This is a genomic window from Phyllobacterium sp. CCNWLW109 (genome assembly GCF_037203905.1).
Classification (GTDB): domain Bacteria; phylum Pseudomonadota; class Alphaproteobacteria; order Rhizobiales; family Rhizobiaceae; genus Phyllobacterium; species Phyllobacterium ifriqiyense.
Window position 1 is genome coordinate 85890 of sequence record NZ_JBBCBK010000005.1, and the last position, 23536, is coordinate 109425.

Here is a 23536-nt window from a genome sequence, read left to right on the forward strand (position 1 = left end):
CTCAGGGAGTTACATATGAAAACGCTTCTACAGGCTTCTCTCATTCTGGGACTTGTCACAGGCCCAGCTGCCGCTGCTGATCTGACTGTTTTGACCGCAGGCGATCAGAACATGGTCGACTATATAAATGACTATCTTGGCCCCCTCTTTGAAAAGGAAAACCCTGGAACGACAGTCAGGGTCGTGGGCACGGGTCCGGGCGATGCCGGGTCGCAGAAAATCGTGGAACGTTTCGACGCGCAATCAAAAGCCAACGTCGAAAAGTGGGACGCAGATGTTGCAGTTGTCCACGAAAAATTCGCTGGTCCAATGGTAAAGAACGGCTATCTGGAATCCTATCGCTCGAAGATCGCATCGGGCGAGATGGTGACAAGTGAAAAAGCCAAGATGGCGCTGGGCTCGAACGTCGATGGCTATGTCATGCCCATGTTCTCCAGCCAGACGGCAATCGCCTATAATCCTGCGCTCATACCGACACCGCCAAAGAGCTATGAAGAGCTGGTGAGCTGGGCAAAGGAAAATCCCAAACAGTTCGGCTATAACGGAATCAAGGGTGGCGCTTCCGGCGTCAGCTTTGTCATGGGCTGGATCTATGCGTTTGGCGATGGCGATGCGGCGAAATTGATGAATGGTCCGTTCGATGAAGCCGAAACCAAGAAATGGGACAAGGCATTTGCCGGCCTGAAGGATTTCACGACGAACGCGACCCTTACGCCGGGCAATGCCGGCACTTTGGACATGCTGAGCCGGGGTGAAATAGCCATGGGCCCGGTATGGGTGGATATGTTCTATTCCTGGCAGGCTGATGGCAAACTGCCGCCGGAAATGAAGCTCTTCCTGCCTGCACCCGGCATGCCGGGCCAGCCAATGCATTATGTCATTCCGGCAAAAAGCCCGAACACTGAACTGGCCGAAAAGTTCGTTGCGCTGGCAACCAGCCCGAAAGTTCAGGCTGAAGGCATTGTCAAGCGCTTCAACTGGTATCCGGGCATTGATGCCAAGTTTGTACAGCCGGAGCTGGACAAGGCCAGCTGGGACAAGCTCTTTGTCGATATCTCACCGGAGGATCTTGCAACCAAAGCCAAGCCTTTCCCGATCGCTCCCTATAATTCGGCGATTTTGGAAGCCTATGAGAAGAACGTAGCAAACTAATTTTTGAAGCAGGGGCTTTCGCTTGCGAAGGCCCCTCCCCTTTCCTGTGCAGGTAATATCCATGCGGAAAAACCTCCTCGCCATACTTCTCGTCCTGCCAGCGCTGGTGATGATAGTGCTGTTCTTCATCGTGCCGCTGATTGCATCCATTCTGGGTGCATTCGAAGTGGGCGATGCCTGGGGACTGGGTAATTTCCGCAAATCTTTCGAGCTTTACTCCAGCGATATGATTTTCACGGTGGTCATCGTCACCGTTTCAACGGCTTTAATCGGCCTGTTTTCAATAGCAATCGGCGGATATCTGACGCTTGGGGAAAACCCTCGCGCTGTCGCGATTTTGCGCTGGCTTTATCGCTGGCCCATGTTCATTCCATTCATCGTGGTTGGGCAAATATTGCGGACCTTTCTCGCCAAGAACGGCCTGATGAACAATATCCTAGTCAGCCTCGGCATCCTGACCCCGTTACAAACGGTTGGTTTCCTCGATTGGCGCGGGATTGTCATTGCCTTCGTTTGGAAACAGACTCCTTTCGTTACGTTACTTGTGGCTGGCGCCATGGCTTCATTGGATCGAAGCACCATCGAGGCAGCGCGCAATCTTGGTGCGTCGCGCCTTCGCATATTGATTGAAATCGTTCTTCCCCAGATTGCCGGAACGCTTCTGGTGGGTCTGATCCTTTCCTTCGTCACCATGATGTCGGTCCTGTCGGTGCCCTTGATGATCAATGCGCAATCACCAACCATGCTAACCGCCGATATTGCTTTCCGGATCAATGCCCATGGTGACTATGGCGTGGCTAACGCGCTGGGCATGATATCGCTGATCCTGACCACTGGCGTCGCTCTGATATATCTGAGGCAGACGATGAAGGAGCGTTCATGATGATGCGCTTTGATTTCTGGTGGCTGCCGCGTGCTGTTATTTTGGGCCTTCTGGCCTTCATCATTTTTGGCCCTCTGACCAATCTACTGCTTTGGACCGTTGCCGAGAAATGGTACTTCCCTCACATGCTGCCGCTGGAATACGGTTTCAGCTTTTGGGAGCGCGTATTCTCGCCGCGCGGCAATGCTATGGGTTCTCTGGCGACAAGCATAGTCGTGGCTTCCCTTACAGTCGTCGCGTCGCTGGCCTTGGCCATTCCGGCTGGCTATGCCCTGTCGCGCCTGAAACTGCCCTTCCGCGGGCTCATCCTGCTTGCTTTTCTTATTCCTCAGGCATTCCCCAACCTTCCGGTCTATGTAAATATTGCGCGGTTTTTCTATCAGATCGGGCTGAACGGCACTATTTCCGGTGTGGTGATGGTCCATGTAACCCATGGGCTCGTCTATGCGGTCTGGATTGCGACGGCTGCATTCTCAGCGGTTCAGATTGACCTTGAAGAAGCGGCACGATCCATCGGCGCTGGACCATTCCGGGCCTTTCGCGACATCACCCTCCCCCTCGCCGCGCCGGGGCTTTTAGCAAGCGCAATCTTTGTATTTCTTGAATCCCTGGATGAGTTTACCGGCAGCTATTTTGTTGGCGCGCCTGATGTTAATACCCTCCCGCTTTTGCTTTATACTGCGAGCTCGGGTGGAAATTATCAGATTGCCTCCATAACAGCCTTGCTGTTGCTCATACCATCGATAGGTTTCATGCTGGTGGTAGAGCGATTCTTGCGCGCCGACGTGCTTTCGAAAGTTGGACATTGAAAATGACATCCAAGAAGAAAACCTTCGACAAGGAAAGCAACCAATATGTAAGTGCCTTGCAAGTGGCCAAGCGTGCTGGTGTTTCACGTTCTGCCGTATCGCGCGCGTTCACACCGGGAGCCAGTGTTTCTGCCAAGAAGCGCGAAAAGATTCTGGAAGCTGCGGAAGCTCTTGGCTATCAGGTCAATGATTTGGCGCGCGGCCTTTTGGCCCGTAAAAGCCGGCTCGTGGGCCTTGTCGTAACCAATCCTGAATTGGGTTACCGTTCCCATCTCGTTGCTGCACTGACCAAGGCCTTGATCCATCGCGGCAGCGTTCCCATCGTCATCAATACCGGCCGCACGGAGGAAGAACTGACGGCGGCGCAAAAGACCCTGTTCGGGTATCGCGCCGAGGCGACCATCATACTATCAGGATCCCCGCCCTCTTCTTTCGTTGAACTGGCCAGCCGCAATGGCCAGCCGCTTATCGTACTCGGGCGATCGGAAACGGGTGCCGACGATGTTAATATCGATAATGAAGGTGCCGGACGCGCAGCGGCTCGTTTCTTTCTGGATAACGGCCTTAAGAACTTGGCTTTCGCGGCCACGGTGGTGCGTACGCCCACGACAATCGAAAGAGAGTTCGGGTTTCGGGACGAGGCGGAAAAAAACGGCGCTACTGTTTTGTCCGGAGAAGGCACCAATTCAGACTATCAAGGCGGGCAGGCCGCAGCACGAAAGCTTTTTGGTGGAAGTACGCGGCCTGACGCCGTGTTCTGCGTGAATGACCTCGTGGCATTCGGATTGATTGATTACATCCGCCACAACACGACGCTTTCCATTCCGGAAGACGTCTCGGTTATCGGCTTTGACGACATTCCTGAAGCCTCCTGGGATGCATATAACCTTACGACATTCCGGCAGGATGCCGCCATCATGGCGCAGCACGCTGTTTCACTGCTGGAGAAACGTGAAGCAGACCCTGCTCGCCCGCCTGCGCATGAGCGGCTGGCCACAAGTCTTATCCTGCGGGGCAGCACGCGCCTGCCCGTCAACCGCTCCTAAAACCCGGGACAGCAACAGCGATGAAGATCATTCAAGTGACCGACCTGCACCTCGTCCAGCCGGGTGAACTCCTTTGCGGGTTGGACCCGCTTGATCGGCTTCAAAGATGTATTGAAAATATCAACGAACATCACGCCGATGCAGATATGGTAATTTTCACCGGAGACCTAAGCGATACGGGCGATGAAGAAACCTATCAGCTGCTTGCAACAGAGTTGAACAAACTCGTCATTCCTTATCACCTGATGTTGGGCAATCACGATAATCGCGACGTATTCTTGAGAGTTTTCCCGTCTATCGTTCCGGAAGATGGCTTTGTTCATAGGGTGGTCGATACTGATGAGGGCCGGTTTATTCTGCTTGATACTCTGGAGACGGGAAGGGTGGAAGGCCGGCTGGATGGCACACGCCTTGCTTGGTTGAAACAACAGTTGCAGGATGCGAGGGGCATGTCGGTCTATGTGTTCACCCATCATCCGCCTTTCCCCATTCATATGCCTCATCTGGACCCGATAGGCCTTATTGAAGCTGGCGAACTTTTTGAGCTTTTGAAAGAGCACGGGAATGTTCGGCATGTTTTCGCCGGACACGCGCATCGACCTGTTGCCGGAAGCTGGCGCGGCATACCAGTGAGCGTATTGCGTGGCACCAACCATCAATCGGCGCTTGGCTTCGCGCCTGACAAGCTTGCCGTGACGCATGAGCCACCGGTGTATGGCGTGATCTTTATTGATCGCGAGACGGTTATCGTCCACTCACACGATTTTCTCGATACGTCAGCGGCCTATTATTGATTTGTTTCCGCAGGGCCGTTCGGCTGTGCTTTACCTTGCCGTATCTCGTGCGAAGGCGTTTGCGCGTGAAACCTGCTGTACAATTTCGAAAAGCGCGTGGGGTTGGAAAACTGCAGCTGAGCCGCAACCTGTCTAACGGACAGAGCTTCACCATTCAGGATCATTTCGCGGGCGAGGGCGATGCGCTTTTGTAATAAGACCTGCGTTGGGGTCGCGGCATAGGTTTTTCGAAAAAGCCGCTGCAATGCCCGCACATTAATCCCGGCTGCTTCTGCTATGTTTGATGCTGCGACTGGGTTGGAAATATTTGCCTGCATGAAGGATTCAGCGAGGGTGAGGGGATCTGCGAGAGCCACTTGCTGGTCAGTGTCGAAGCTTTCGGCGTGTGAGGGTTCTTTTAAAGCCATGAATGAAACTCATATACTGATAAAAACAATTATGGGTTGTGGTGCGAAAAAATTGAAATCGAGAATAGCATTACGTAATTATCGCAACTGCCGTAGGATTGAAATTAAACCTTTGGCTAAGGAAAACCTTGCGCGTGTTGACAGCTGACTACGAGGTTAAACTGCAAACAGAGTTGACAGCTGTCAACCGATAGCACCTGTCATCCATTCACTTTTTATAAACCACATTTCCTTACTATTTAAGAAATTGCACTTTTTGTAAGCGAGTACGATATTGTCCCAGCGTCCCAAGGCAGTTTCTTCCCACTTGTCTACTCCAGCCATTTCACGGCGGCACCTGCTGCTTGGAGTTGGTTCAATGGCGGCGCTCAGTGCTTCGGGTTGCACCCAAACATCGTTTGGTCTGCCGGAGCTGGATGTCGACCCTATCTCCACCAGTGGAGTGCGCCCGCAGATCAGCATCGATAAATCAGTTACCGTTCCCGACGTCATGTATGCCGCGGTGCAGGAGGGGCCTTATCACCTTCCTGCCGTGCCCTATCAAAAAGTGCCGGCGCAATTTCGCAGGCAAGTTGTTCTCGACCCAACCGGCGAGCAGCCGGGTACTATTGTCGTGCATCTGCAGCAGCGTTTTCTCTATCTCGTCCAGCCCGGCGGTGATGCAATCCGTTATGGCGTGGGCATTGGCAAGGCCGGTTTCCTTTGGAATGGCCGCGCCAATATCCAGTATAAGAAAGAATGGCCGCGCTGGACGCCGCCTCGCGAGATGATCCAGCGCAAGCCGGAGCTGGTGAAATACCAGAACGGACAAGAGCCGGGACCAGACAATCCTCTGGGAGCACGCGCTCTATATATTTTCAAAGATGGGGTGGATACTGGCTACCGTATTCACGGCTCACCGGAATGGTGGTCGATTGGGCAATCCATGTCGTCGGGTTGCGTCCGCCTTATCAATCAGGATATAATAGATTTGTATAACCGCGTACCTGGCAAGGCGACCGTCGTCGTCGTTTGAAGCATTAAAGGGCTCGGAGCGAAGAGAAGTTAAAACCCTACTATCTTCTGTTTGTCCAATCATTTACCATAAATACAATGGTTTATGATTCTGCCGATTTATCCATCAATGACCTGTTTCGCCCGGTTGTCGCCGCCGAGGACGCTCTGGCGCGTCTTGACGAGCGGATTGCGCGCAAGAGCGACCTGAATGAGTCTTCTCGTCGTTACGGAGATGGATTGACGCGCGAGAACGAAGGCTGGATCGCGCGCTCGCATTTCATGGAAGCCTGCAATGCATTGTGGCTCGCTGGTGAACTTGTGCATGTGGAGGATCTTGTTCTCCATGATGCCCGAATGGATATACGGGCGCCGACTCACGAACTGACGCGGGCACATAATATCTTGCGCGTGCGGCGGCAGATTGCTTCAAACCCACCGGCATGGGCTTTGAGCGCCAAGGGTCTTGCAAGCCTGAGAGGACGTTGGTTCACCGATCCCGTAACGCCGGAGGTAATTTCTGAGCCGGGCAGCAATCCGGAATTCCTGAACGAAAGCAAGACAGATGCCGAGAGCGCATTTGAGGACGAACTTGCACGTTTCGATGCGTTGCTGGACCGGACGAGCCATAGATTGCTGACGCCAGCCAATGCCCCCGCGCCTGTGAGAGGTGAGGGGAGGCTGGAGAGGAAATCTGTTTCGTCAGAGGTAAGTTCGGATGGTGATCCTTTGGTCTACGATCCCGATTGGGACGAAGATGAACGTATTGGTCGATGGTTGGTTGTGCACGACATGACCCGCGATTTGCCGCCGCTTTTGGCAGCGGCGCTGTTATGGGATGCATGGGAAGATATTGAACCACTTCAGCATCAGCACTGGCTTGGGCCTATGCTGGTTTCTGCGATGTTGCGGGAACGGGGGAAAACACGATCGCATTTGGCCGCGTTTAATTCAGGCCTCCGCAACGTGCCGCGCGACCGCCGCCGGGCACGAGACCGGGCAACCCGCCTCGCAGCATTTCTCGGAGCGGTTGAGGCGGCCAGCATCGCAAACCTCAAGGAAATAGAGCGATTGGGGCTCGCCAGAATACAGATGGAACGCAAATTAAAGGACCGGCGGTCAACATCCAGCCTGCCCGGAATGATCGATCTCGCGCTATCCCGCCCCATGATTTCCGCAGGTCTGGTGGCCAAGGAATTGAAGGTTTCGCAGCGCGGCGCCCTCAATCTAATCGGGGAACTCGGCCTGCGGGAAATGACGGGCCGGGGACGCTACCGGGCCTGGGGTATTATCTGAATACTACTCAGTACAACTAAATTACACGCTGAGTTTGCAAATTTTCAGCAAAATTTGATGATTCTTCGGCAATTTCTCCCGAATTTTCCCACATTTGTGCAGGCTTGGCTGTTTTTTCAAATGAGAAGGCAATCCTTTGTCGAGAGGATTGATTTTCGCCAAATAATACTTGATTATTAAAGTCATAAATATTAAGCCGCCATGCGACTGCGCTCTGCGCATGAGATACGTCCGGCAATCCGGACGAGCCGCAGGACAAAATAAGGATATCGAGAAGATGCGAGCAATGGCCACAATGCCTCTATCATCAGGTTCAATATTGTATGGTCTGAGAACAAGTGCTCTTGGTCTGGCAATCGTCTTTGGTGGTCTCGTTCCGTCCATTTCGACAGCGCAGGAAAATCCGGCACCGGCAGCGCAGACTGCACAGCAGGTGCAACCTGTTGCACCTCAGCCCTCCACGCCAGCTGCCGAGCCAGCGCCCTCAATGCAGGTAACTCCACCGGCTAGCACTGCCGCACCAGCCGTAGAGCCAACCGCTCCGGCAGCCGATGCCAAGGCAACTTTGCCGCATAATCTTTCGCCATGGGGCATGTTCATGGCTGCTGACTGGGTGGTCAAGGGCGTCATGATCGGTCTGGCTTTCGCCTCGCTGGTGACATGGACAGTGTGGCTGGCCAAAACGCTTGAACTGGCCGGTGCCAGAATGCGTGCCTATCGCGCCCTCAATGCCATTGGCAGTGCGCGCACACTTCAAGATGCCGAGCGGGCGCTTGAGGGGAGGGGAGGGCCGGGTGCTCTGCTGGTCAATGCCGCACGCGAGGAAGTGCGTCTTTCTCAAGAAGCACAGGCGCACACAAGTGCGGATGGTTTGAAGGAACGCGTTGCATCGCGTCTTTCGCGCATCGAAGCCCAGGCCGGCCGCCGCATGAGCCGCGGCACCGGCGTGCTCGCGACCATCGGTTCCACCGCACCCTTTGTCGGCCTGTTCGGTACGGTCTGGGGTATCATGAATTCCTTCATCGGTATTTCGCAATCCCAGACGACCAACCTTGCCATCGTTGCACCGGGCATCGCCGAGGCGCTGCTGGCAACGGCCATTGGGCTGGTTGCGGCTATTCCCGCTGTTGTCATCTATAATGTCTTCGCCCGCTCAATCACCGGCTACCGCCAGCTCCTTGCGGATGCTTCGGCAGGGGTCGAGCGTCTGGTCAGCCGCGACGTTGACTATGCCTGCGTGCCTTCCGCTGCCACAGCGGCAAGGCAGCTTCGTCACGCAGCTGCCGAGTAGGAGCACAAAAATGGCTGGCGGTATCAGGCACAATGTTTCCGACGACGAATTGCAGGAAAACCACGAAATCAACGTGACACCCTTTATCGATGTCATGCTGGTCCTGCTCATCATCTTCATGGTTGCCGCACCATTGGCAACGGTCGATATCAATGTCGATCTTCCCGCCTCGACGGCAACACCCGTACCGCGCCCGGATCAGCCGCTTTATCTTACGCTCAAAGAAGACAAGACAATCTCAATCGGCAATAATTCGGTGACAGCTGACACGCTTGGCAGCTTCGTTGATCAACAAACCGAGGGCGACAAGGAAACCCGCGTTTTTCTGCGAGCAGACAAGTCGGTTGACTATGGTTCGCTCATGGACCTGATGAACAATCTGCGTTCCAACGGCTACCTCAAGATCGCGCTGGTCGGTCTCGAAAGCGCACCGCTCGCTGCACCAGGCGGAAACGCGCAGTAATGACAAGCAGGCCGAGCACCCTCATGGGCGGATTGTTGCACCCCAACTGGTCTGAAGTGGGACGCTGGACGATAGCCGGTATTGTTGTGGTTGCCGTCCATGCTGGTGCCGCCTTGGCGGTTCACACCTATCAGCCGGAAGAGGAAGACGGTGATATCGCCGCGCCGATCATGATCGACATGGAGCCGATGCCGGCACCGGTTGTTGCTCAGCCGGTAAGGGAAGAGCCCGCAATCGAACCGGAACCGGTAGAGCCGGAGGTCGCCGAACAGGAAGCGGCAACGCCGGAAGTTGAGCCGGAGCCGCAGGTAGAACCTGTCGAAGAAGTGGCTGAGGCGGAATCGGTACCCGAAGAGGTCGAGCCACTCGAAGAGCAGACCGAAGAACTGGTTGAACTGCCAGAGGTTGAAGTGCCACTGCCGGTTGTACGTCCCGCGCAGGAAAAGCCAAAAAAGCCTGTTGAAAAGAAGATTGTCCGCAAGGTTGAAAAGCCTGTCACCGCCAAGGTGATAAATGATAAGCCGGTTGAAGAAAAACGCCAGGTAGCGTCGTCAAGTGCGTCGTCGGCTCGCTTAGCGCAAACATGGGGAAAGCGAATTAACAGCTATCTTGCAAGGTTTGCACGAGGAGCAAGACGGGGCAGTCCAGGAAAAGGTGTTGTGGGTATCCGGGTTTCCATCAGCGTCGGTGGCGATATTACATCGTCCACCATAGTTGCAAGTTCGGGGTCAGCAGAAGTTGATCAGTACGCTCTCCAGATGATACGTCGTGCATCACCTGTTCCCTCTGCACCAGATGACTATACTGGTAGTGGCTTTACGCAGGTAGTTCCCATTCGAATGGAATGACGCTTCTCAACTGGCTGATGTGCACATTCGCCAGTACCTCATATTGCAAGAAATATTCAAGGAAGTGGTCAATGACCGAAATCGCCGGACAGAACCAGATGCACTCAGCCTCGCAGGCCGTGGATGAGGCTTTGCTGGAACTTGGCGATGTGAGCTTTGCCATCGAATCGCGAACATTGCTGCAGCCGCTTTCGCTGAAATTGCAGTCGCGCCGCGTGACCGGTCTTATCGGTCATAATGGATCTGGAAAATCCACACTGGTAAAGATCCTCGCCCGGCAGCAGCCGCCAAGTTCGGGCACCGTATTGTTTGAAGGCAAGGCTATTGAAGAATGGGGCGCTCGTCCCTTTGCCCGCAAGGTCGCCTATCTTCCGCAATATACGCCGCAAGCCGATGGCATGCTGGTTAAGGAACTGGTGGCGCTGGGTCGATATCCCTGGCATGGCGCACTTGGCCGCTTTAGCAAGCAGGATCGTGAAAAGGTCGAAGAAGCGATTGAACTGACCGATATTGGCGGCTTTGCTGATCGTCTGGTCGATACGCTTTCGGGCGGCGAACGCCAGCGCGTCTGGTTGGCTATGCTGGTGGCACAGGATGCAGAATGGCTGCTGCTCGACGAGCCGATCTCCGCATTGGACGTGGCACATCAGGTTGAAATCCTGTCGCTGGTGCATCGCCTGTCGCGCCAGAAAGGGCTTGGCGTCGTGGTCGTCCTGCATGATGTGAACATGGCCGCCCGCTATTGCGATGAAATCATTGCGCTGCACTCCGGCAAGCTGATCGCTCGCGGTACGCCTGATGAAATCATGACATCGGAAAGCCTTGGTGCAATTTATGGCATTGAGATGGATGTCATCCGCCATCCATCGTCAGGTCTGCCAGTCAGCTTTGTAAGATAAAGGGCCGTCAAGACGGCCCTTTCGTTCTGCAAATGAAATTGCAATGATACTGATTGCGATGCCAATCAGATCTTGCGATTGAAGGCCTCGACAATCAGCTTGATGCCCAGGAAGCCCATGACAGTGCCCGCGGAGTAATCCAACCATTTTTTCAGGCGGCTGTAGAGGGCGCGCATGCGGAAACCGGAAAATGCCAGGGCGACGATTGTATACCACCCCGCTTCCACCAGAAACAACGAAACCGGGATTGCAAAAAGCAACCATTTGGCAGGATCAGCGGGCAGTACGGCAGCAAAGATACTGGCGTAAAAGATCGATGTTTTCGGATTGCTGAGCTGGGTAATCAAGCCGGTGAAAAATGCCCGATACACGGTCATTTCCTTGGAACCACGCACCGATTTACCCGTGTCTAGCGGCGCTGAGGCGCCCCGGCAAATACGGTAGGCCATATAAATCAGATAGCCGCCGCCGATTATCTTGAAGGCAAGGTAGAGCCATTCGAACTGCATCAGCAGCGCTGTCAGTCCCAATACGGCCAAGGAAGCGAAAATAAATCCGCCAACACCCATGCCCAGCGCCGAAGCCAGACCATGGGCGCGAGAGCTGGAAAGGGCAATGCGCGACACGAGCACAAAGCTCGGACCGGGGCTCATGGCACCGATCGCCATTGCCGCGATGATACTGACGAGAATTGCAAGTGCGTCCATAATTTCCTCCAAGCTTGTTGGCGCAAACCATCATAGCGTTGTGAAGCGGTGGCTTGTCAATTCAGAATTGCAAGCAAGTTAGGAGCAGGGCTCGGGCGGTATGGCGGCTGGAGATGGAGCGGGAGCAGCGTTCTTCTGTTCCGGCATCTGTTCTGCGGGCGGTGTTATTGCCGGTTCGGATTTTCGAAGGTCGTTCCGGTTGAACGGTTCCTCCTGCGCAATTGCGCGGAACAGCCTCTTTGCCGGACCTTCCAGCAATTCGACGCGGCCGGGATAATTGGCGGAATCATGCCACGGTGCCGTTAGAAACCGGATATTATCAGACGATATCACGCGCACGGCGAGGGCAAGTTTTATCATCAGGCCGGGCGTAAACTCCGGATCGGTCGTGACGGATCCACTGGCCACGCCCACGAAATGGAGCAGCTTGACAGGATTGAGCAACATGCCGCCACCCATGATCTTTTGCCCCAAGGCAGACAGGAAGCGTTGCTGCCGCTGGATGCGCCCAATATCGGTTCCATTGCTCAGGCCATGGCGCACCCGGACATAGCCGAGAGCCTGTTCCCCGCGCAGAAGTTGCAAACCGGATGGCAGGTCGAGGGGAACATAGGTATCGTGGATCGGTTCGGGCAGACAGACCTCGACGCCGCCGGCCGCATCCACCAGCGTTTTGAACCCCGTGAAATCGACAATGACGAAATGATCAATATGGATGCCGGTGAGCGTTTCAATGGTCTTCCAGATGCACCCGATGCCCCCGGTACTGAATGATGAATTGATGATGCCGCGCTGCGCCCTTTGTCCCGGCAGGCCATTGCGCGCGACGCATCCGGGCAGCCGAACCCGCAAATCCCGCGGAAAGCTGATGATGGTCAGTTCACTGCGGTCGGCAGGCAGGTGCACCAGCATGATTGTATCCGTGCGCTCGCCAAAACGAGCCGCATCATTTCCTTCCCGGCGATCCGACCCTACAAGAAGGATATTTATCGCCGATGGCGACGCTTTGGCAGGACGGTTTTCGCCCAGTTCATCGGACGTGACCTTGATGTGCCTGACATTGGAGATCATCGTGAGATAGGTGATGCCAATGCCAAGAACCAACAATATTATAAAGGCAGCAGCAGTCAGGATCGACCAAAGGATCCAACGGGGCATCCGCTTGGGCGGATTCTTTTCAGAAAGTGATTCATCGGTCAAATTTATTGCCCATATTAGATGGTGTTAAGATACATCGGGGCGTTGCAGTTGCAATCCCCATCCGGCCCTCACGACCGTGATAAATTGAGCTAATTCGGAACCTTGGACTGTATGGACGGTTTCCTTTCGGACAACCACCAAAAGATTCTGAAATCATGACGCTTAAAGCACTTGCCATTAATTGCACGCTGAAGGTCGATGGACAGTCGTCAACACAAAGAATGATTGATCTGATTGCCGAATCTCTTGAGCCCTTTGACGTTGAAACCTCATCGCTTCGTCTTGCCGAATTCAACGTCAAACCCGGCGTGAAATCCGATGAGGGTGAGGGGGACGACTGGCCCTCCATAAGAAAGAGACTGCTTGAATCCGACATACTCATTCTTGGCACGCCGATCTGGATGGGCCAGCCTTCAAGTGTTTGCAAGCGCGCGCTCGAACGCATGGATGCCTTTCTGGAAGAAACGGATGATCAAGGCCGCATGCTCACCTATGGCAAGGTTGCAGCCGTGGCTGTTGTTGGCAATGAAGACGGGGCGCATCATGTCTCTGCCGAACTTTATCAGGCCTTGAACGATGTGGGTTTTTCGCTTGCACCAAATGCCGTGAGTTACTGGGTAGGGGAGGCCATGGGCAGCGTCAATTTTGTGGATTTGACAAAGGTACCTGATGTCGTCACCAATACATTGGCGATGCTGGCACGAAACACCGCACATCTTGCCAAAGTTCTCAAAACCAATGCATATCCAGGTGAAAAAACCGAGGCATAACCGGCTTGTTGCTTTTCGCATCGGCAGATAGGGTTTCGTGTGGCTTACCAGAAACCTTGTCTTGCTAATGCGAAGCCAGTTGATACTGTACCGAAGCTGACCATTGCATGTTCTGGCTGATCTTGTGGAGAATGGATAAGTGAATGCGGACGAAGAACACCATCTGGTAGCCGCCAGATTAGCTGCCATCGTTGATAGTTCATTTGATGCAATCATCAGCAAGGATCTAAACAGTATCATTACGAGCTGGAACCCGGCGGCCGAGCACTTTTTCGGCTACAAGGCGGAAGAGGTCATCGGCAAGAGCATTCGCATTCTCATCCCCGAGAGTCATCAGAGCGAAGAAGACGAGATAATCTCCCGTGTCCGGGCTGGTGAGGTGGTTGAAAGCTTCGAAACTCTTCGTGTCAGAAAAGACGGCTCGTTCATTCCCGTCTCGCTCACTGTTTCACCCATCAAGGACGAGAATGGCAGGATTGTCGGCGCTTCAAAAATCGCGCGTGACATCACTGTTTCGCGTGACAATGAGCGGCGCATTCGGCTTTTGCTTCGCGAAGTCAATCATCGCGTGAAGAACCAGTATGCGGTCATGATGTCCATCATTCGTGAAACCGCAAAGCGAACGCAGAGCGTTGAGGAGTTTCAACGTCAGATAAATGAACGCATAGCATCGCTCGCCAGCTCGCATGACGTTCTGGTTTCAACAGATTGGAAAGGCGGCGATCTGAGAACGCTGATCAATGATCAGCTGAAACCGTTTAAACATGATGGGCTCATAACCGTTGACGGGCCTCAATTGATCCTCGCAGCGCCCGCAGTCTTGCATATAGGAATGGCCATGCACGAGCTGGCGACGAACTCAGCAAAATACGGCGTCCTCGCATCCTCGCAGGGCATGATCACTATTTCCTGGGCGATTGAGGGCAGCGTCGACGAAGAGCTTTTAAAACTCCGTTGGGACGAAACCAACAATGCGCCTACTGTTAAAGTCGAACAGAAATCCGGCTTTGGATATGTTGTATTGCAGCGTGCCACGCCGCTGGCGCTGCGTGGCACTGCTCAAATTACGGTGAATGACGAACGCCGCATGTGGGAGCTGGTCGCCCCGCTGAAGGAATGCGTTTCGGATATGGTAGACAACGAACTTTAGACCCTACGGGGCGGCGATCAACTCCACTCGGCTCCCCACTCCTGAACCATATGGTCAGGCCCCACTTGCTTGAATTGGCGGATCGGAACCTGATAATCGACAGCGCGGATCGGGCTCTTCAATTCATCATTGACCAACCGCTTTTTGCCGGCGCGCCGGCTTGGATCAGCCATGGGCACCGCAGAGAGCAACCTGCGTGTATAGGGATGCTGCGGATTGCCGAACACGCTTGCACGCGTTCCGATCTCCACAATCTCGCCAAGATACATCACTGCCACGCGGTGACTTATGCGTTCAACCACGGCCATATCATGTGAAATGAACAGGAAGGCCAGTTTCAACCTTTCCTGCAGGTCCAGCATCAGATTGATCACCTGTGCCTTGATGGAAACATCGAGCGCGGAAACCGCCTCATCGGCAATGATGAGCTGCGGTCCCAAAGACAGGGCGCGGGCGATGCATATGCGCTGGCGCTGGCCGCCGGAGAATTCATGCGGGTAGCGGTCATAGACATCGCCGCTCATGCCGACGCTCTTCAAAAGCTCGCTCACGCGTTCGCGCGCACGTTTCGGTGTTTCGGTGCCATGGGCAATCATTGGTTCGGCTATACTCTCGCCGATGCGCATACGCGGATTAAGGCTGGCATAGGGGTCCTGAAAGATCATCTGCATGCGCTTGCGCATGTCGCGGAACGAGGATTTTTCGATATTCAGAATGTCATCCCCGGCAAGCCGGATCGAGCCGCTTGTCGGCGCGGTCAGCCGTACAATCGAGCGGCCCGTTGTTGACTTGCCGCAGCCGGACTCGCCAACCAGAGCAAGGGTTTCGCCGGGATATATATTGAACGAGACATTCTCGACCGCATGCACGCGGCCAGCCAGCCCACGCAAGACGCCTTTGCGGATGTCGAAATATTTGGTCAGGTTTTTTACTTCTAGGATTGGCTTTGTAGCCTCAACCGTATCAATGCCCTCTGGCGGCTCAGCGGCTATGCCGGTTTGCTGATCGACCAGAGGAAAGCGAAGCGGCCGTGTCTTGCCGATCATGGAGCCGAGCTTCGGCACGGCAGACAAAAGCGAGCGCGTATAGGCATGCTGCGGATTGGCGAAAATATCGGCGGTATCGCCGCTTTCGACAACATCGCCGCGTAACATCACAATCGTGCGGTCGGCAATTTCGGCAACCACGCCCATATCATGCGTGATGAAGAGGACGGCCATTCCATCCTCGTCCTGCAAATCCCGGATGAGTTCGAGAATTTGAGCCTGAATGGTAACATCCAGCGCGGTGGTAGGCTCATCCGCAATCAGGAGCTTCGGTTTGCAGGCAAGAGCCATGGCGATCATGACCCGCTGACGCATCCCGCCGGACAGCCGGTGCGGATAATCATTAGCGCGCGATTTTGCAGAAGGGATGCGCACACGATCCAAAAGCCGGATGACTTCAGCCTCGGCTTGGGTCAGGCTCATATTGCGGTGGCGCATCAAGGCTTCGGCGATCTGAAATCCAATGGTCAGGCTTGGATTGAGACTGGTCATCGGCTCCTGAAAGATCATGGCAATTTCATTGCCGCGCACATTGCGCATCTCCCGCTCCGGCAGATCCAGAAGCGATCGCCCTGCCAGTGCAATATTGCCCTCGACCTTGCTGTTGCCACCCGGCAGCAGCCGCATGATCGACAGTGCGGTCATGCTTTTGCCCGAACCGGATTCGCCGACGATAGCCACCGTCGTCCTCGGCGCGATGTCAAATGAGATGTCGCGAATGACCGGCGTCCACGCCCCATCATTGTAAAAGGAGGTACGCAGCTTGGTGACGGAAAGAATGGGAGGGGTCATTTTGTATCTCTCGTCTGAAGCTTAGAAAAGAACACTGGCAAGGAAGCGAAGGCAGATCAGCAGAAGGAAAATGCCAAAGGCCATTTCCAGCTTTGACTTGGACCAGGAATGCGCAAGCCTCACTCCGATCGGGGCAGTCAGAACCGTGGTCGGGATGAAAAGGGCAAGCCCCAGCAGCGAAACATAGCCGATGGCAATGGGGAATTGCAGGGCAACGACATCGGGAAACTCCGACGCGCGCGGCCAGCCTGCATACATATAGCCAAGCGTTCCGGGAATTGAGATCAATATGCCAAGGCCTGATGATGTCGCCACCGCCTGATGAATAGGGCGGCCATAGAACGTCATGAACAAATTTGACAATTGTCCGCCGCCAATACCCATGAGTGATGAGAGAACGCCAATCAAAAGCCCGTAAAAGCGCATGAGCCAGCCAGCCGGAAGGTCATCGGCAAGACGCCATTTATCATTGCCGAACAGCAGGCGGATCGCCGAAGCGCCTGCAACCACCACAAAGACGATCTTGAAAAGATCGGCGGGAGCATAGCGCGCGATAAAACTGCCAAGAACCACGCCGAGCACGACAGGCACAGCCCATTTACCAAGGATTGTCATATCCACGGCGCCCTTGGCCTTATGGGCATAAAAGGAGCGCAGCGAGGTCGGGATGATGATGGCCAGAGACGTGCCGATGCATAGCGGCATGCGGACTTCTTCCGGTACTTCCATGAAACGGAACAATTCATAGAGAACCGGAACGGCAACCGCGCCGCCACCGACACCGAACAGACCGGCAAGCAGGCCGGTCACTGCGCCGGCAACCAGCAGCCCGACCACCAGCAAAGACAACTCAAAAACAGGAATACCGAACATATTGTTTCCTTAACTGGAGACCGCCAAGTTTCGACGCCGGAACGCCGATGTTTCAGCGCCCGATTGCATAAGCCTGCATGAGGCGCGGCGTTGCGGCTGCCCGCAAAATGCCATCCGGGTCCCGCTCGGCGGCGGTCAACCGCCCGACCGACCATTGGGGAACAATCTCGACATCGTGGCCACGTGCTTTGAGCGCATCGATTGTTTCCCGGCCAAAGCTCTCCTCAACGACAAGGCGGCCCGGGATTGCCTCGCGCGGATAGAAGGAGGAGGGGAAATGCATGGTATGGAACAAGGGCAGGTCAATACTTTCCTGCAAATTGAGGCCGTGATGGACCCGGCGCAGGAACATTGCCAATTGCCACTGGTCCTGCTGATCGCCGCCCGGCGTTCCGAAAACCAGACGCGACTTTCCTTCATAAAGCGCCAGCGATGGCGTCAATGTGGTGCGGGGACGTTTAAGCGGGGCCATGCTGGCTGGCAAGCCGGGTTCCAGCCAAAACATTTGCGCCCGCGTGTTGAGCGCAAAGCCAAGCTCGGGAATAACTGGTGATGATTGCAGCCAACCACCCGACGGCGTGGCGGAAACCATATTGCCCCATTTATCGATGACATCGATATGAACAGTGTCGCCGCGCTTTTCAGTGCGCAAATGCGCCATTGTCGGCTCGCCCGCGCCCGGTGCAATATCACCGCTGGCACCGGCATAGCGAACTTGTGACATTGCCGTCTTGAGCTGAGCCTCAAAACCCGGAATCGTGCCTGGCCGCAATTCCATCGATGCTTCATTGGTGATGAGCGCACGCCGCTGATCACTATATGCATCAGACAGAAGCGCTTCCATTGGAACATCCACGAAATCCGGATCGCCGTAATAGACCTCGCGGTCAGCGAAGGCGAGTTTCATCGCCTCCGTTACAGTGTGGATGAATTCGGGGCTGTCCGGCTTCATGGCGGCGATATCAAGCTTTTTGAGCAGCGCCAAGGTTTGCAGGAACACAGGCCCTTGCCCCCAAGGGCCTGTCTTTGCAACAGTCCAGCCGTGGTAATCATAGGTCAGCGGAGTTTCATAGGTAGCGCTCCAGCCGGCCATGTCATCGCCGGTCAAAAGCCCCTTATGGCGACGCCCGCTGGTGTCCATTGCCTCGGTCTGGCGGCAAAAACGATCAATCGCCTCTGCCACAAAACCGCGATAAAACGCATCGCGCGCTTTTTCTATCATCGCCTCACGATTGCCGCCTGCTGCTTCCGCCTCATCGACAATGCGTTGATAGCTATCGGCAAGGACAGGATTGCAAAACAGTTTCTTGGCTTCAGGAGCTATGCCGCCGGGCAGCCAGGTTGCCGCTGAAGTCGGCCATTCCTTGGCGAAGAAATCGGCATTGTCCTTGATGGTGTTGGCAACGCGCGGAAGCAGCGGATGCCCGTGCCGGGCATAATGGATCGCAGGTTCCATCACATCCCGCAGCTTCATGGAGCCGTGATCACGCAGAAGAACCATCCATGCGTCAAACGCGCCGGGCACAACGGCGGCCAGAAGTCCGGAACCAGGGACGAGATCAAGATCCAGCGCCTTGTAAGCTTCGATGGTTGCCGCTTGCGGCGTCACGCCTTGCCCGCAAAGGACTTCCGTCTTTTGTGTCTGCGCAGAGTAAAGAATGATAGGCACTTCACCGGAAGGCCCGACAAGATGGGGCTCCACAATCTGCAACACAAAGCCAGCGGCTACCGCAGCATCGAAGGCATTGCCGCCGCGTTCCAGCATGGCCATTCCCGCTGCCGAGGCGAGCCAATGCGTCGAGGTCACAACACCAAAGGTGCCCAAAATTTCCGGTCTCGTCGTAAACATATGTGTCGTTCCTGCTCTGTATAGATATTCAGTATTCGCGCGGGTCGATTGCGTCGCGCAGGCCATCACCAAGAAGGTTGAAGCCCAAAACGGCGAGGAAGATTGCAGCCCCCGGCCATAGCGACATCCAGGGTGCCTGCGAGATGAAGTTCTTGGCGGTATTCAGCATTGAACCCCAGGAAGGATTGGGTGGCTGCTGGCCAAGGCCGAGAAAAGACAGGCTGGCTTCTGCGATAATAGCCGCCGCGATCGTCAGCGTAGCCTGTACAATGACGGGAGGAATTGAGTTCGGCAGGATATAACGCAGGATGATGCGCGGGTGCCGCAGGCCGATAACCTGTGCTGCCTCCACATATTCCTCCGCCTTGACCGATAGAACCTGTCCTCTAGTGAGGCGGGCAAAGATCGGCGCGGCTGACAGGCCAATGGCGATCATGGCGTTGGTCAGGCTGGCACCGAGGAATGCCGCGAGTGAAATCGCAAAAATGAGGAAGGGGATGGCCAGCATTGCATCGACCAGACGCGAAATAACGCCATCGATCCAGCCGCCGAAATATCCGGCAAGCAGGCCAAAGGGCACGCCGACAATGACCGCAATCACGACCGATACACCGCCCGCCATCAAGGATGCGCGTGCGCCATAGATCATGCGCGAGAAAATATCGCGTCCAAGCTCATCCGTCCCAAGCCAGAATTGCGCGGAAGGCGGCTTGCGTATCGTGGTGAAGCTCGTCTGAAAAGGATCATAGGGAGCAATCAGGGGCGCAAAGATCGCGAGGACCACGAAGATGCCGACAATAATGGCCCCGGCAACGGCTGCCTTGTTGCGCGTGAATTTGGACAATTGGCGGCTGAAAGAGCTGCTGCGATGGGAAGTGATGGCACTCATGATGCATCTCTCAGGCGTGGATTGACAACGATATAGAGAATATCCGCGAGAAGGTTCATCAGGATGAAGCCGACGGCCGTGCAAAGCACCACGCCTTGCACCACGGCATAATCACGGGTGAAAACGGCATCGACGATCAATTTTCCAAAGCCGGGAATGGTGAATATCTGTTCGGTCAAAACAGCGCCCGCGAGCAATTCACCAAACAGCAGCGTAGATAGGGTGATGATCGGAACCAGCGCGTTTTTCAGCGCATGGCGCAGGATCACTGTCTTTTCATTGAGCCCCTTGGCTCGCGCCGTCCGCACATAGTCGGAGCGCAATACACCGAGCATGGCGGATCTGGTGTGGCGCATGAGAACACCGGCAAGTCCGGTTCCCAGAACAAAGGCCGGCATTATCATCGTGCGCAGGTTCTGGCCGAGATCTTCCAGCGGCGAGGTGTAGCCGGAAGCCGGAAGCAATTGCCATTGCACCGATACCAGCAAAATGAGCATGAGGCCAAGCCAGAAATTGGGAATTGAAAGGCCGGACAATGCCACGACATTGATTGCATAATCAGTGGCCGTGCCCTTGCGTATCGCAGAAATAATGCCTGCGGGCACGCCGATTATAAAGGCTATGACCATGGCAAATGCGGCCAGCTGGATAGTGACAGGAAGTTTCTGCGCAATCAGACTAAGGACGGGCTGCTCGGTGCGCAAAGAAATTCCAAGATCGCCCCGCAAGATCTGTCCGAGCCAGGCGACATATTGGACGGGGATCGGATCATTGAGACGATATTTCTCCTGCAGATAGGCAATCGTTTGCGGATCCCGGTCCTCGCCTGCCATAGTGAGGATTGGATCGCCGGGAAGAAGCTTCTGCATACCGAATACTATAATGGACACGAGAAGCAGCGTGGGCAGGACGACGATGCATCGTCTGAAAACAATCTCGATCATGGGGCAACACTTTAAAACTGGAAACGGGAAGGCAAGGGAGCGGCCGCGGATGGGCCGCCCCAGCCCATGAAGATCAACCTTCGGTTGAAACGCCCTTCAGGCGGATCATGCCATCAGGATAGGCCGTGAAACCCTTTACATTGGCACGTGCCGCAAATGGCCATGGCTGGTAATAAAGGTAGACGATGGGCAGTTCGTCCTGGGTAATCTCCTGGACCTGATCATAAAGCGCCTTGCGCTTGACCGGGTCGGTCAGGCTGCGGGCTTCTTCAAGCAGCGCATCCACTTTCTCACTGCAAAAATGAGCGTCATTGAGATTGCCCTTGCAGCTTACAAATGCGTGGATATTACCATCCGGATCGGCGCGACCTGACCAGCCGCTCTGACCGGCTTCAAAGGAGCCGTCCTTCAGCGCCGATTGCAGCGCGGCAAATTCTGTGGGACGCAGCGAGATGTCAAAACCGACCTCGGCCGACATTGCCTGAATCAGCTCATAGATTTGCTGCGAGGCGGTGTTATTGCCGAAAGCAATTTCCAGCTTGACGCGCTCATGACCAGCTTCGGCGAGCAAAGCCTTGGCCTTGGCCACATCGCGCTGGCGGCTTTCGAACTTCTTGTCATAGGCAAAGCTGGTTGGTGGAAATGGCTGATAGGCAGGCTGGAAGATGCCCTGACCGACGACCTCGTTGATGACGTTGCGATCGATAGACAGTTCAAAAGCCTGACGAATGCGTTTGTCATGACCGATCGGAAACGTATCCTTGTCACCCTTCTTCATGTTGAAGGTCAAAGCCTGATAGCCGGTTCCGGTGACTGGATAAAATGCCAGATTGGAATCGCCCTTTACGGCTTCGATATCAGAAGGGGCAATACGCTCGATAAGATCAAGATCGCCCGAGCGCAGATTTGCCAGACGCACTGTCGAGTCCGAGATCGGAATGAAGGTCAGCTTGTCATATTTGTAATTTGCCGCGTCCCAATAATCCGGGAATTTCTGAAGAACGATGCGGTCATTCTGAATGCGCTCGACGAACTTGTAAGGACCCGAGCAAACAGGGTTTTCGCCAAAATCGCCACCCTCGAAAGCTTTGGGTGACAGGATCATGCCCGCACGATCCGAGAGCTGCGACAGCAGCGATGCGTCCGGCTTGACCAGGTGGATCACGAGCGTTGTCGCATCGACCGCATCAACCGAAGCGATGGAGGCGACTTCACTCTTGCGCAGTGATTCCGGCAGCGTCTTCGCCCGTTCGAGATTGGCTTTTACAGCGGCGGCGTCAATTGTTGTGCCATCATGAAATTTGCCATTGTCGCGCAGCTTGACGGTAAGCACCTTGCCGTCTTCCGACCAGGACCATTCCTTGGCGAGTTGAGGCTGGATCTCCAGCTTTTCGTTAATGTCGAAAAGCTTGTCGCACATCGAGGTGAAGACGATGCGCCCGACGAAAGTGCGGGCGCGGTGCGGATCCAGAATATCCGCATCATCCTGCAGACCTATGCGCAGGTCGGCAGCAAAGGCTGCGGAGGCCGAACCAACAATGGCGGCGGTTAAAAGGAGTTTCTTGATGCAGTTCATTGGATTCCCTCTGTAGTTGAACTTTTTTTACTGCTGATTTTATCATTGGGCGCTACGTCCCAAACTGGCGCCACGCTGTCTGTAAGCTGCATGGCTTCAATGACTGCGCTGCGAATGGAGAGCAGATGCTTGCGCATGGCAGCCTCTGCCTCGGCAGGATCGAACCGGCGAATAGCCTCAATCACCGCGTCGTGCTGCTCTACTGAAAGGGTTGTGCGACCCGAGGACCGGGTCCGTTCACGAAAGTGACGCCAGGCATCGTTCTGGCGAATCTGGTCGATCATTCCCATGAAGAGAATGAAAAGTTGATTGCCCGCAGATTCCGCGATCTTGCGATGGAACGCGCCGTCCCAAAGCTCCCAGGAATCAATGTCGGTGGCATCTTTTGCCTTGGATGCGAGCCTTTCCAGCTGCTGTATAAGAACGGGTGTGGCTTTCGTGGCAGCGATGCGTGCGAGAACCGGCTCGATTTCAATGCGCACCTCCATCACCTCAAGCGGATTGGTAAATTCTGCCAGATTGCTGACCCGCAGCGTGCTTGAGACCTGTTGGGAACCGGCAAAAGTTCCTTTGCCCTGCTGACGCCAGATAAGGCCTTCATCTTCCAGAACCTCAAGCGCTCGGCGAAGAGCGCGCCGTCCCACACCGATTTCCTCGGCCAATTCACGCTCCGGTGGAAGGCGCAATTCGCCACCCAGCGGAACAGAACTCAGCAATATGCGCAGGCGCTCAAGGGCGTGCCCGGAATTTGCAGCAGGTTTGGCACGAACGGGCATGGGAAACCTTCAGAAGCGGATCAATATGAAGAATGGTTCACAAATGTGAGACGCATGCCTTGGTGTATAAATGAGAGTATAAA

General features: G+C 54.9%; 24 protein-coding genes. 13 read left to right on the forward strand and 11 right to left on the reverse strand.

Features of this window, described 5'->3' with window-relative positions; translation table 11 throughout:
• Nucleotides 1-15 precede the first annotated feature (15 nt).
• The 5 genes from V9K92_RS20645 (at nucleotide 16) to V9K92_RS20665 (ending at nucleotide 4684) form a co-directional block, all read left to right on the forward strand.
• Entirely contained in the window at nucleotides 16-1152 is a 1137-nt protein-coding gene (locus V9K92_RS20645) for an ABC transporter substrate-binding protein (protein ID WP_115053739.1), read from the forward strand.
• 61 nt (nucleotides 1153-1213) lie between these two features.
• Entirely contained in the window at nucleotides 1214-2035 is an 822-nt protein-coding gene (locus tag V9K92_RS20650; RefSeq protein WP_115053740.1) for an ABC transporter permease subunit, read from the forward strand.
• Nucleotides 2032-2844: an ABC transporter permease gene (locus V9K92_RS20655; RefSeq protein WP_337354826.1), complete on the forward strand. Its 813-nt coding sequence runs from the start codon at nucleotides 2032-2034 to the stop codon at nucleotides 2842-2844. The genes V9K92_RS20650 and V9K92_RS20655 overlap by 4 nt, the downstream gene beginning before the upstream one ends.
• A 2-nt stretch (nucleotides 2845-2846) precedes the next feature.
• On the forward strand, nucleotides 2847-3890 hold the full coding sequence (locus V9K92_RS20660; RefSeq protein WP_337354827.1) for a LacI family DNA-binding transcriptional regulator: 1044 nt from the start codon (nucleotides 2847-2849) through the stop codon (nucleotides 3888-3890).
• Nucleotides 3891-3910: 20 nt separating this feature from the next.
• On the forward strand, nucleotides 3911-4684 hold the full coding sequence (locus V9K92_RS20665) for a phosphodiesterase (protein ID WP_337354828.1): 774 nt from the start codon (nucleotides 3911-3913) through the stop codon (nucleotides 4682-4684).
• Here V9K92_RS20665 and V9K92_RS20670 read toward each other — a convergent pair.
• The gene (locus V9K92_RS20670; RefSeq protein WP_337354829.1) at nucleotides 4678-5091 is read right to left on the reverse strand and encodes a helix-turn-helix domain-containing protein; all 414 of its coding nucleotides are present in this window, start codon (nucleotides 5089-5091) and stop codon (nucleotides 4678-4680) included. The genes V9K92_RS20665 and V9K92_RS20670 overlap by 7 nt on opposite strands.
• Before the next feature lie 358 nt (nucleotides 5092-5449).
• On the opposite strand from V9K92_RS20670, the gene V9K92_RS20675 reads away from it, so the two are divergent.
• Both V9K92_RS20675 and V9K92_RS20680 read left to right on the forward strand, forming a co-directional pair.
• Entirely contained in the window at nucleotides 5450-6106 is a 657-nt protein-coding gene (locus V9K92_RS20675) for a L,D-transpeptidase (protein WP_162802544.1), read from the forward strand.
• 77 nt (nucleotides 6107-6183) lie between these two features.
• Nucleotides 6184-7380 carry an RHE_PE00001 family protein gene (locus V9K92_RS20680; protein ID WP_337354830.1) on the forward strand — a complete coding sequence of 399 codons (1197 nt, stop codon included), beginning with the start codon at nucleotides 6184-6186 and terminating at the stop codon, nucleotides 7378-7380.
• Nucleotides 7381-7396: 16 nt separating this feature from the next.
• Here V9K92_RS20680 and V9K92_RS20685 read toward each other — a convergent pair whose 3' ends face one another.
• The gene (locus V9K92_RS20685; RefSeq protein ID WP_337354831.1) at nucleotides 7397-7618 is read right to left on the reverse strand and encodes a hypothetical protein; all 222 of its coding nucleotides are present in this window, start codon (nucleotides 7616-7618) and stop codon (nucleotides 7397-7399) included.
• A 39-nt stretch (nucleotides 7619-7657) separates the two neighbouring features.
• Here V9K92_RS20685 and exbB point away from each other — a divergent pair, with 39 nt between their 5' ends.
• The 4 genes from exbB to V9K92_RS20705 all read left to right on the forward strand — a co-directional run bounded on the left by exbB (nucleotide 7658) and on the right by V9K92_RS20705 (nucleotide 10881).
• Nucleotides 7658-8671 (forward strand): tonB-system energizer ExbB, encoded by a 1014-nt coding sequence (gene exbB, locus V9K92_RS20690; RefSeq protein ID WP_337354832.1) that lies wholly within the window; start codon nucleotides 7658-7660, stop codon nucleotides 8669-8671.
• Between the two features lie 10 nt (nucleotides 8672-8681).
• Nucleotides 8682-9134: a TonB system transport protein ExbD gene (gene exbD / locus V9K92_RS20695; RefSeq protein WP_115053748.1), complete on the forward strand. Its 453-nt coding sequence runs from the start codon at nucleotides 8682-8684 to the stop codon at nucleotides 9132-9134.
• Complete coding sequence (locus V9K92_RS20700) at nucleotides 9134-9982, forward strand: energy transducer TonB family protein (RefSeq protein ID WP_337354833.1); 849 nt, start codon at nucleotides 9134-9136, stop codon at nucleotides 9980-9982. The genes exbD and V9K92_RS20700 overlap by 1 nt, the downstream gene beginning before the upstream one ends.
• 98 nt (nucleotides 9983-10080) lie before the next feature.
• Complete coding sequence (locus tag V9K92_RS20705; RefSeq protein WP_435530203.1) at nucleotides 10081-10881, forward strand: ATP-binding cassette domain-containing protein; 801 nt, start codon at nucleotides 10081-10083, stop codon at nucleotides 10879-10881.
• A 65-nt stretch (nucleotides 10882-10946) separates the two neighbouring features.
• Here V9K92_RS20705 and V9K92_RS20710 read toward each other — a convergent pair whose 3' ends face one another.
• Together V9K92_RS20710 and V9K92_RS20715 are read right to left on the reverse strand one after the other, a co-directional pair.
• Nucleotides 10947-11588 (reverse strand): LysE family translocator, encoded by a 642-nt coding sequence (locus V9K92_RS20710; RefSeq protein WP_307275842.1) that lies wholly within the window; start codon nucleotides 11586-11588, stop codon nucleotides 10947-10949.
• A gap of 78 nt (nucleotides 11589-11666) precedes the next feature.
• Nucleotides 11667-12788, reverse strand: coding sequence for an LCP family protein (locus tag V9K92_RS20715; protein WP_336441983.1), 1122 nt, complete (start codon nucleotides 12786-12788; stop codon nucleotides 11667-11669).
• Between the two features lie 155 nt (nucleotides 12789-12943).
• On the opposite strand from V9K92_RS20715, the gene V9K92_RS20720 reads away from it, so the two are divergent.
• Nucleotides 12944-13558 carry a flavodoxin family protein gene (locus V9K92_RS20720; protein WP_307275838.1) on the forward strand — a complete coding sequence of 205 codons (615 nt, stop codon included), beginning with the start codon at nucleotides 12944-12946 and terminating at the stop codon, nucleotides 13556-13558.
• A gap of 139 nt (nucleotides 13559-13697) precedes the next feature.
• Nucleotides 13698-14708 carry a PAS domain S-box protein gene (locus V9K92_RS20725; RefSeq protein ID WP_307275835.1) on the forward strand — a complete coding sequence of 337 codons (1011 nt, stop codon included), beginning with the start codon at nucleotides 13698-13700 and terminating at the stop codon, nucleotides 14706-14708.
• A gap of 17 nt (nucleotides 14709-14725) precedes the next feature.
• On the opposite strand, the gene V9K92_RS20730 is transcribed toward V9K92_RS20725, so the two are convergent.
• The 7 genes from V9K92_RS20730 to V9K92_RS20760 form a co-directional block, all read right to left on the reverse strand.
• Nucleotides 14726-16546: an ABC transporter ATP-binding protein gene (locus V9K92_RS20730; protein ID WP_336441985.1), complete on the reverse strand. Its 1821-nt coding sequence runs from the start codon at nucleotides 16544-16546 to the stop codon at nucleotides 14726-14728.
• 21 nt (nucleotides 16547-16567) lie between these two features.
• Nucleotides 16568-17419, reverse strand: coding sequence for a sulfite exporter TauE/SafE family protein (locus V9K92_RS20735; RefSeq protein ID WP_115053755.1), 852 nt, complete (start codon nucleotides 17417-17419; stop codon nucleotides 16568-16570).
• A 52-nt stretch (nucleotides 17420-17471) separates the two neighbouring features.
• Nucleotides 17472-19268, reverse strand: coding sequence for a gamma-glutamyltransferase family protein (locus tag V9K92_RS20740; RefSeq protein ID WP_337354834.1), 1797 nt, complete (start codon nucleotides 19266-19268; stop codon nucleotides 17472-17474).
• Nucleotides 19269-19296: 28 nt separating this feature from the next.
• A complete protein-coding gene (locus V9K92_RS20745) occupies nucleotides 19297-20157 on the reverse strand; it encodes an ABC transporter permease subunit (protein WP_115053757.1) in 861 nt (286 codons plus the stop codon).
• Nucleotides 20154-21101, reverse strand: a complete 948-nt coding sequence (locus V9K92_RS20750; protein WP_307275822.1) for an ABC transporter permease — start codon at nucleotides 21099-21101, stop codon at nucleotides 20154-20156. The genes V9K92_RS20745 and V9K92_RS20750 overlap by 4 nt, the downstream gene beginning before the upstream one ends.
• Before the next feature lie 73 nt (nucleotides 21102-21174).
• Nucleotides 21175-22677: an ABC transporter substrate-binding protein gene (locus tag V9K92_RS20755; RefSeq protein ID WP_336441987.1), complete on the reverse strand. Its 1503-nt coding sequence runs from the start codon at nucleotides 22675-22677 to the stop codon at nucleotides 21175-21177.
• Nucleotides 22674-23453, reverse strand: coding sequence for a FadR/GntR family transcriptional regulator (locus tag V9K92_RS20760; RefSeq protein ID WP_115053760.1), 780 nt, complete (start codon nucleotides 23451-23453; stop codon nucleotides 22674-22676). Before V9K92_RS20760 ends, V9K92_RS20755 begins: the two co-directional genes overlap by 4 nt.
• Nucleotides 23454-23536 lie beyond the last annotated feature (83 nt).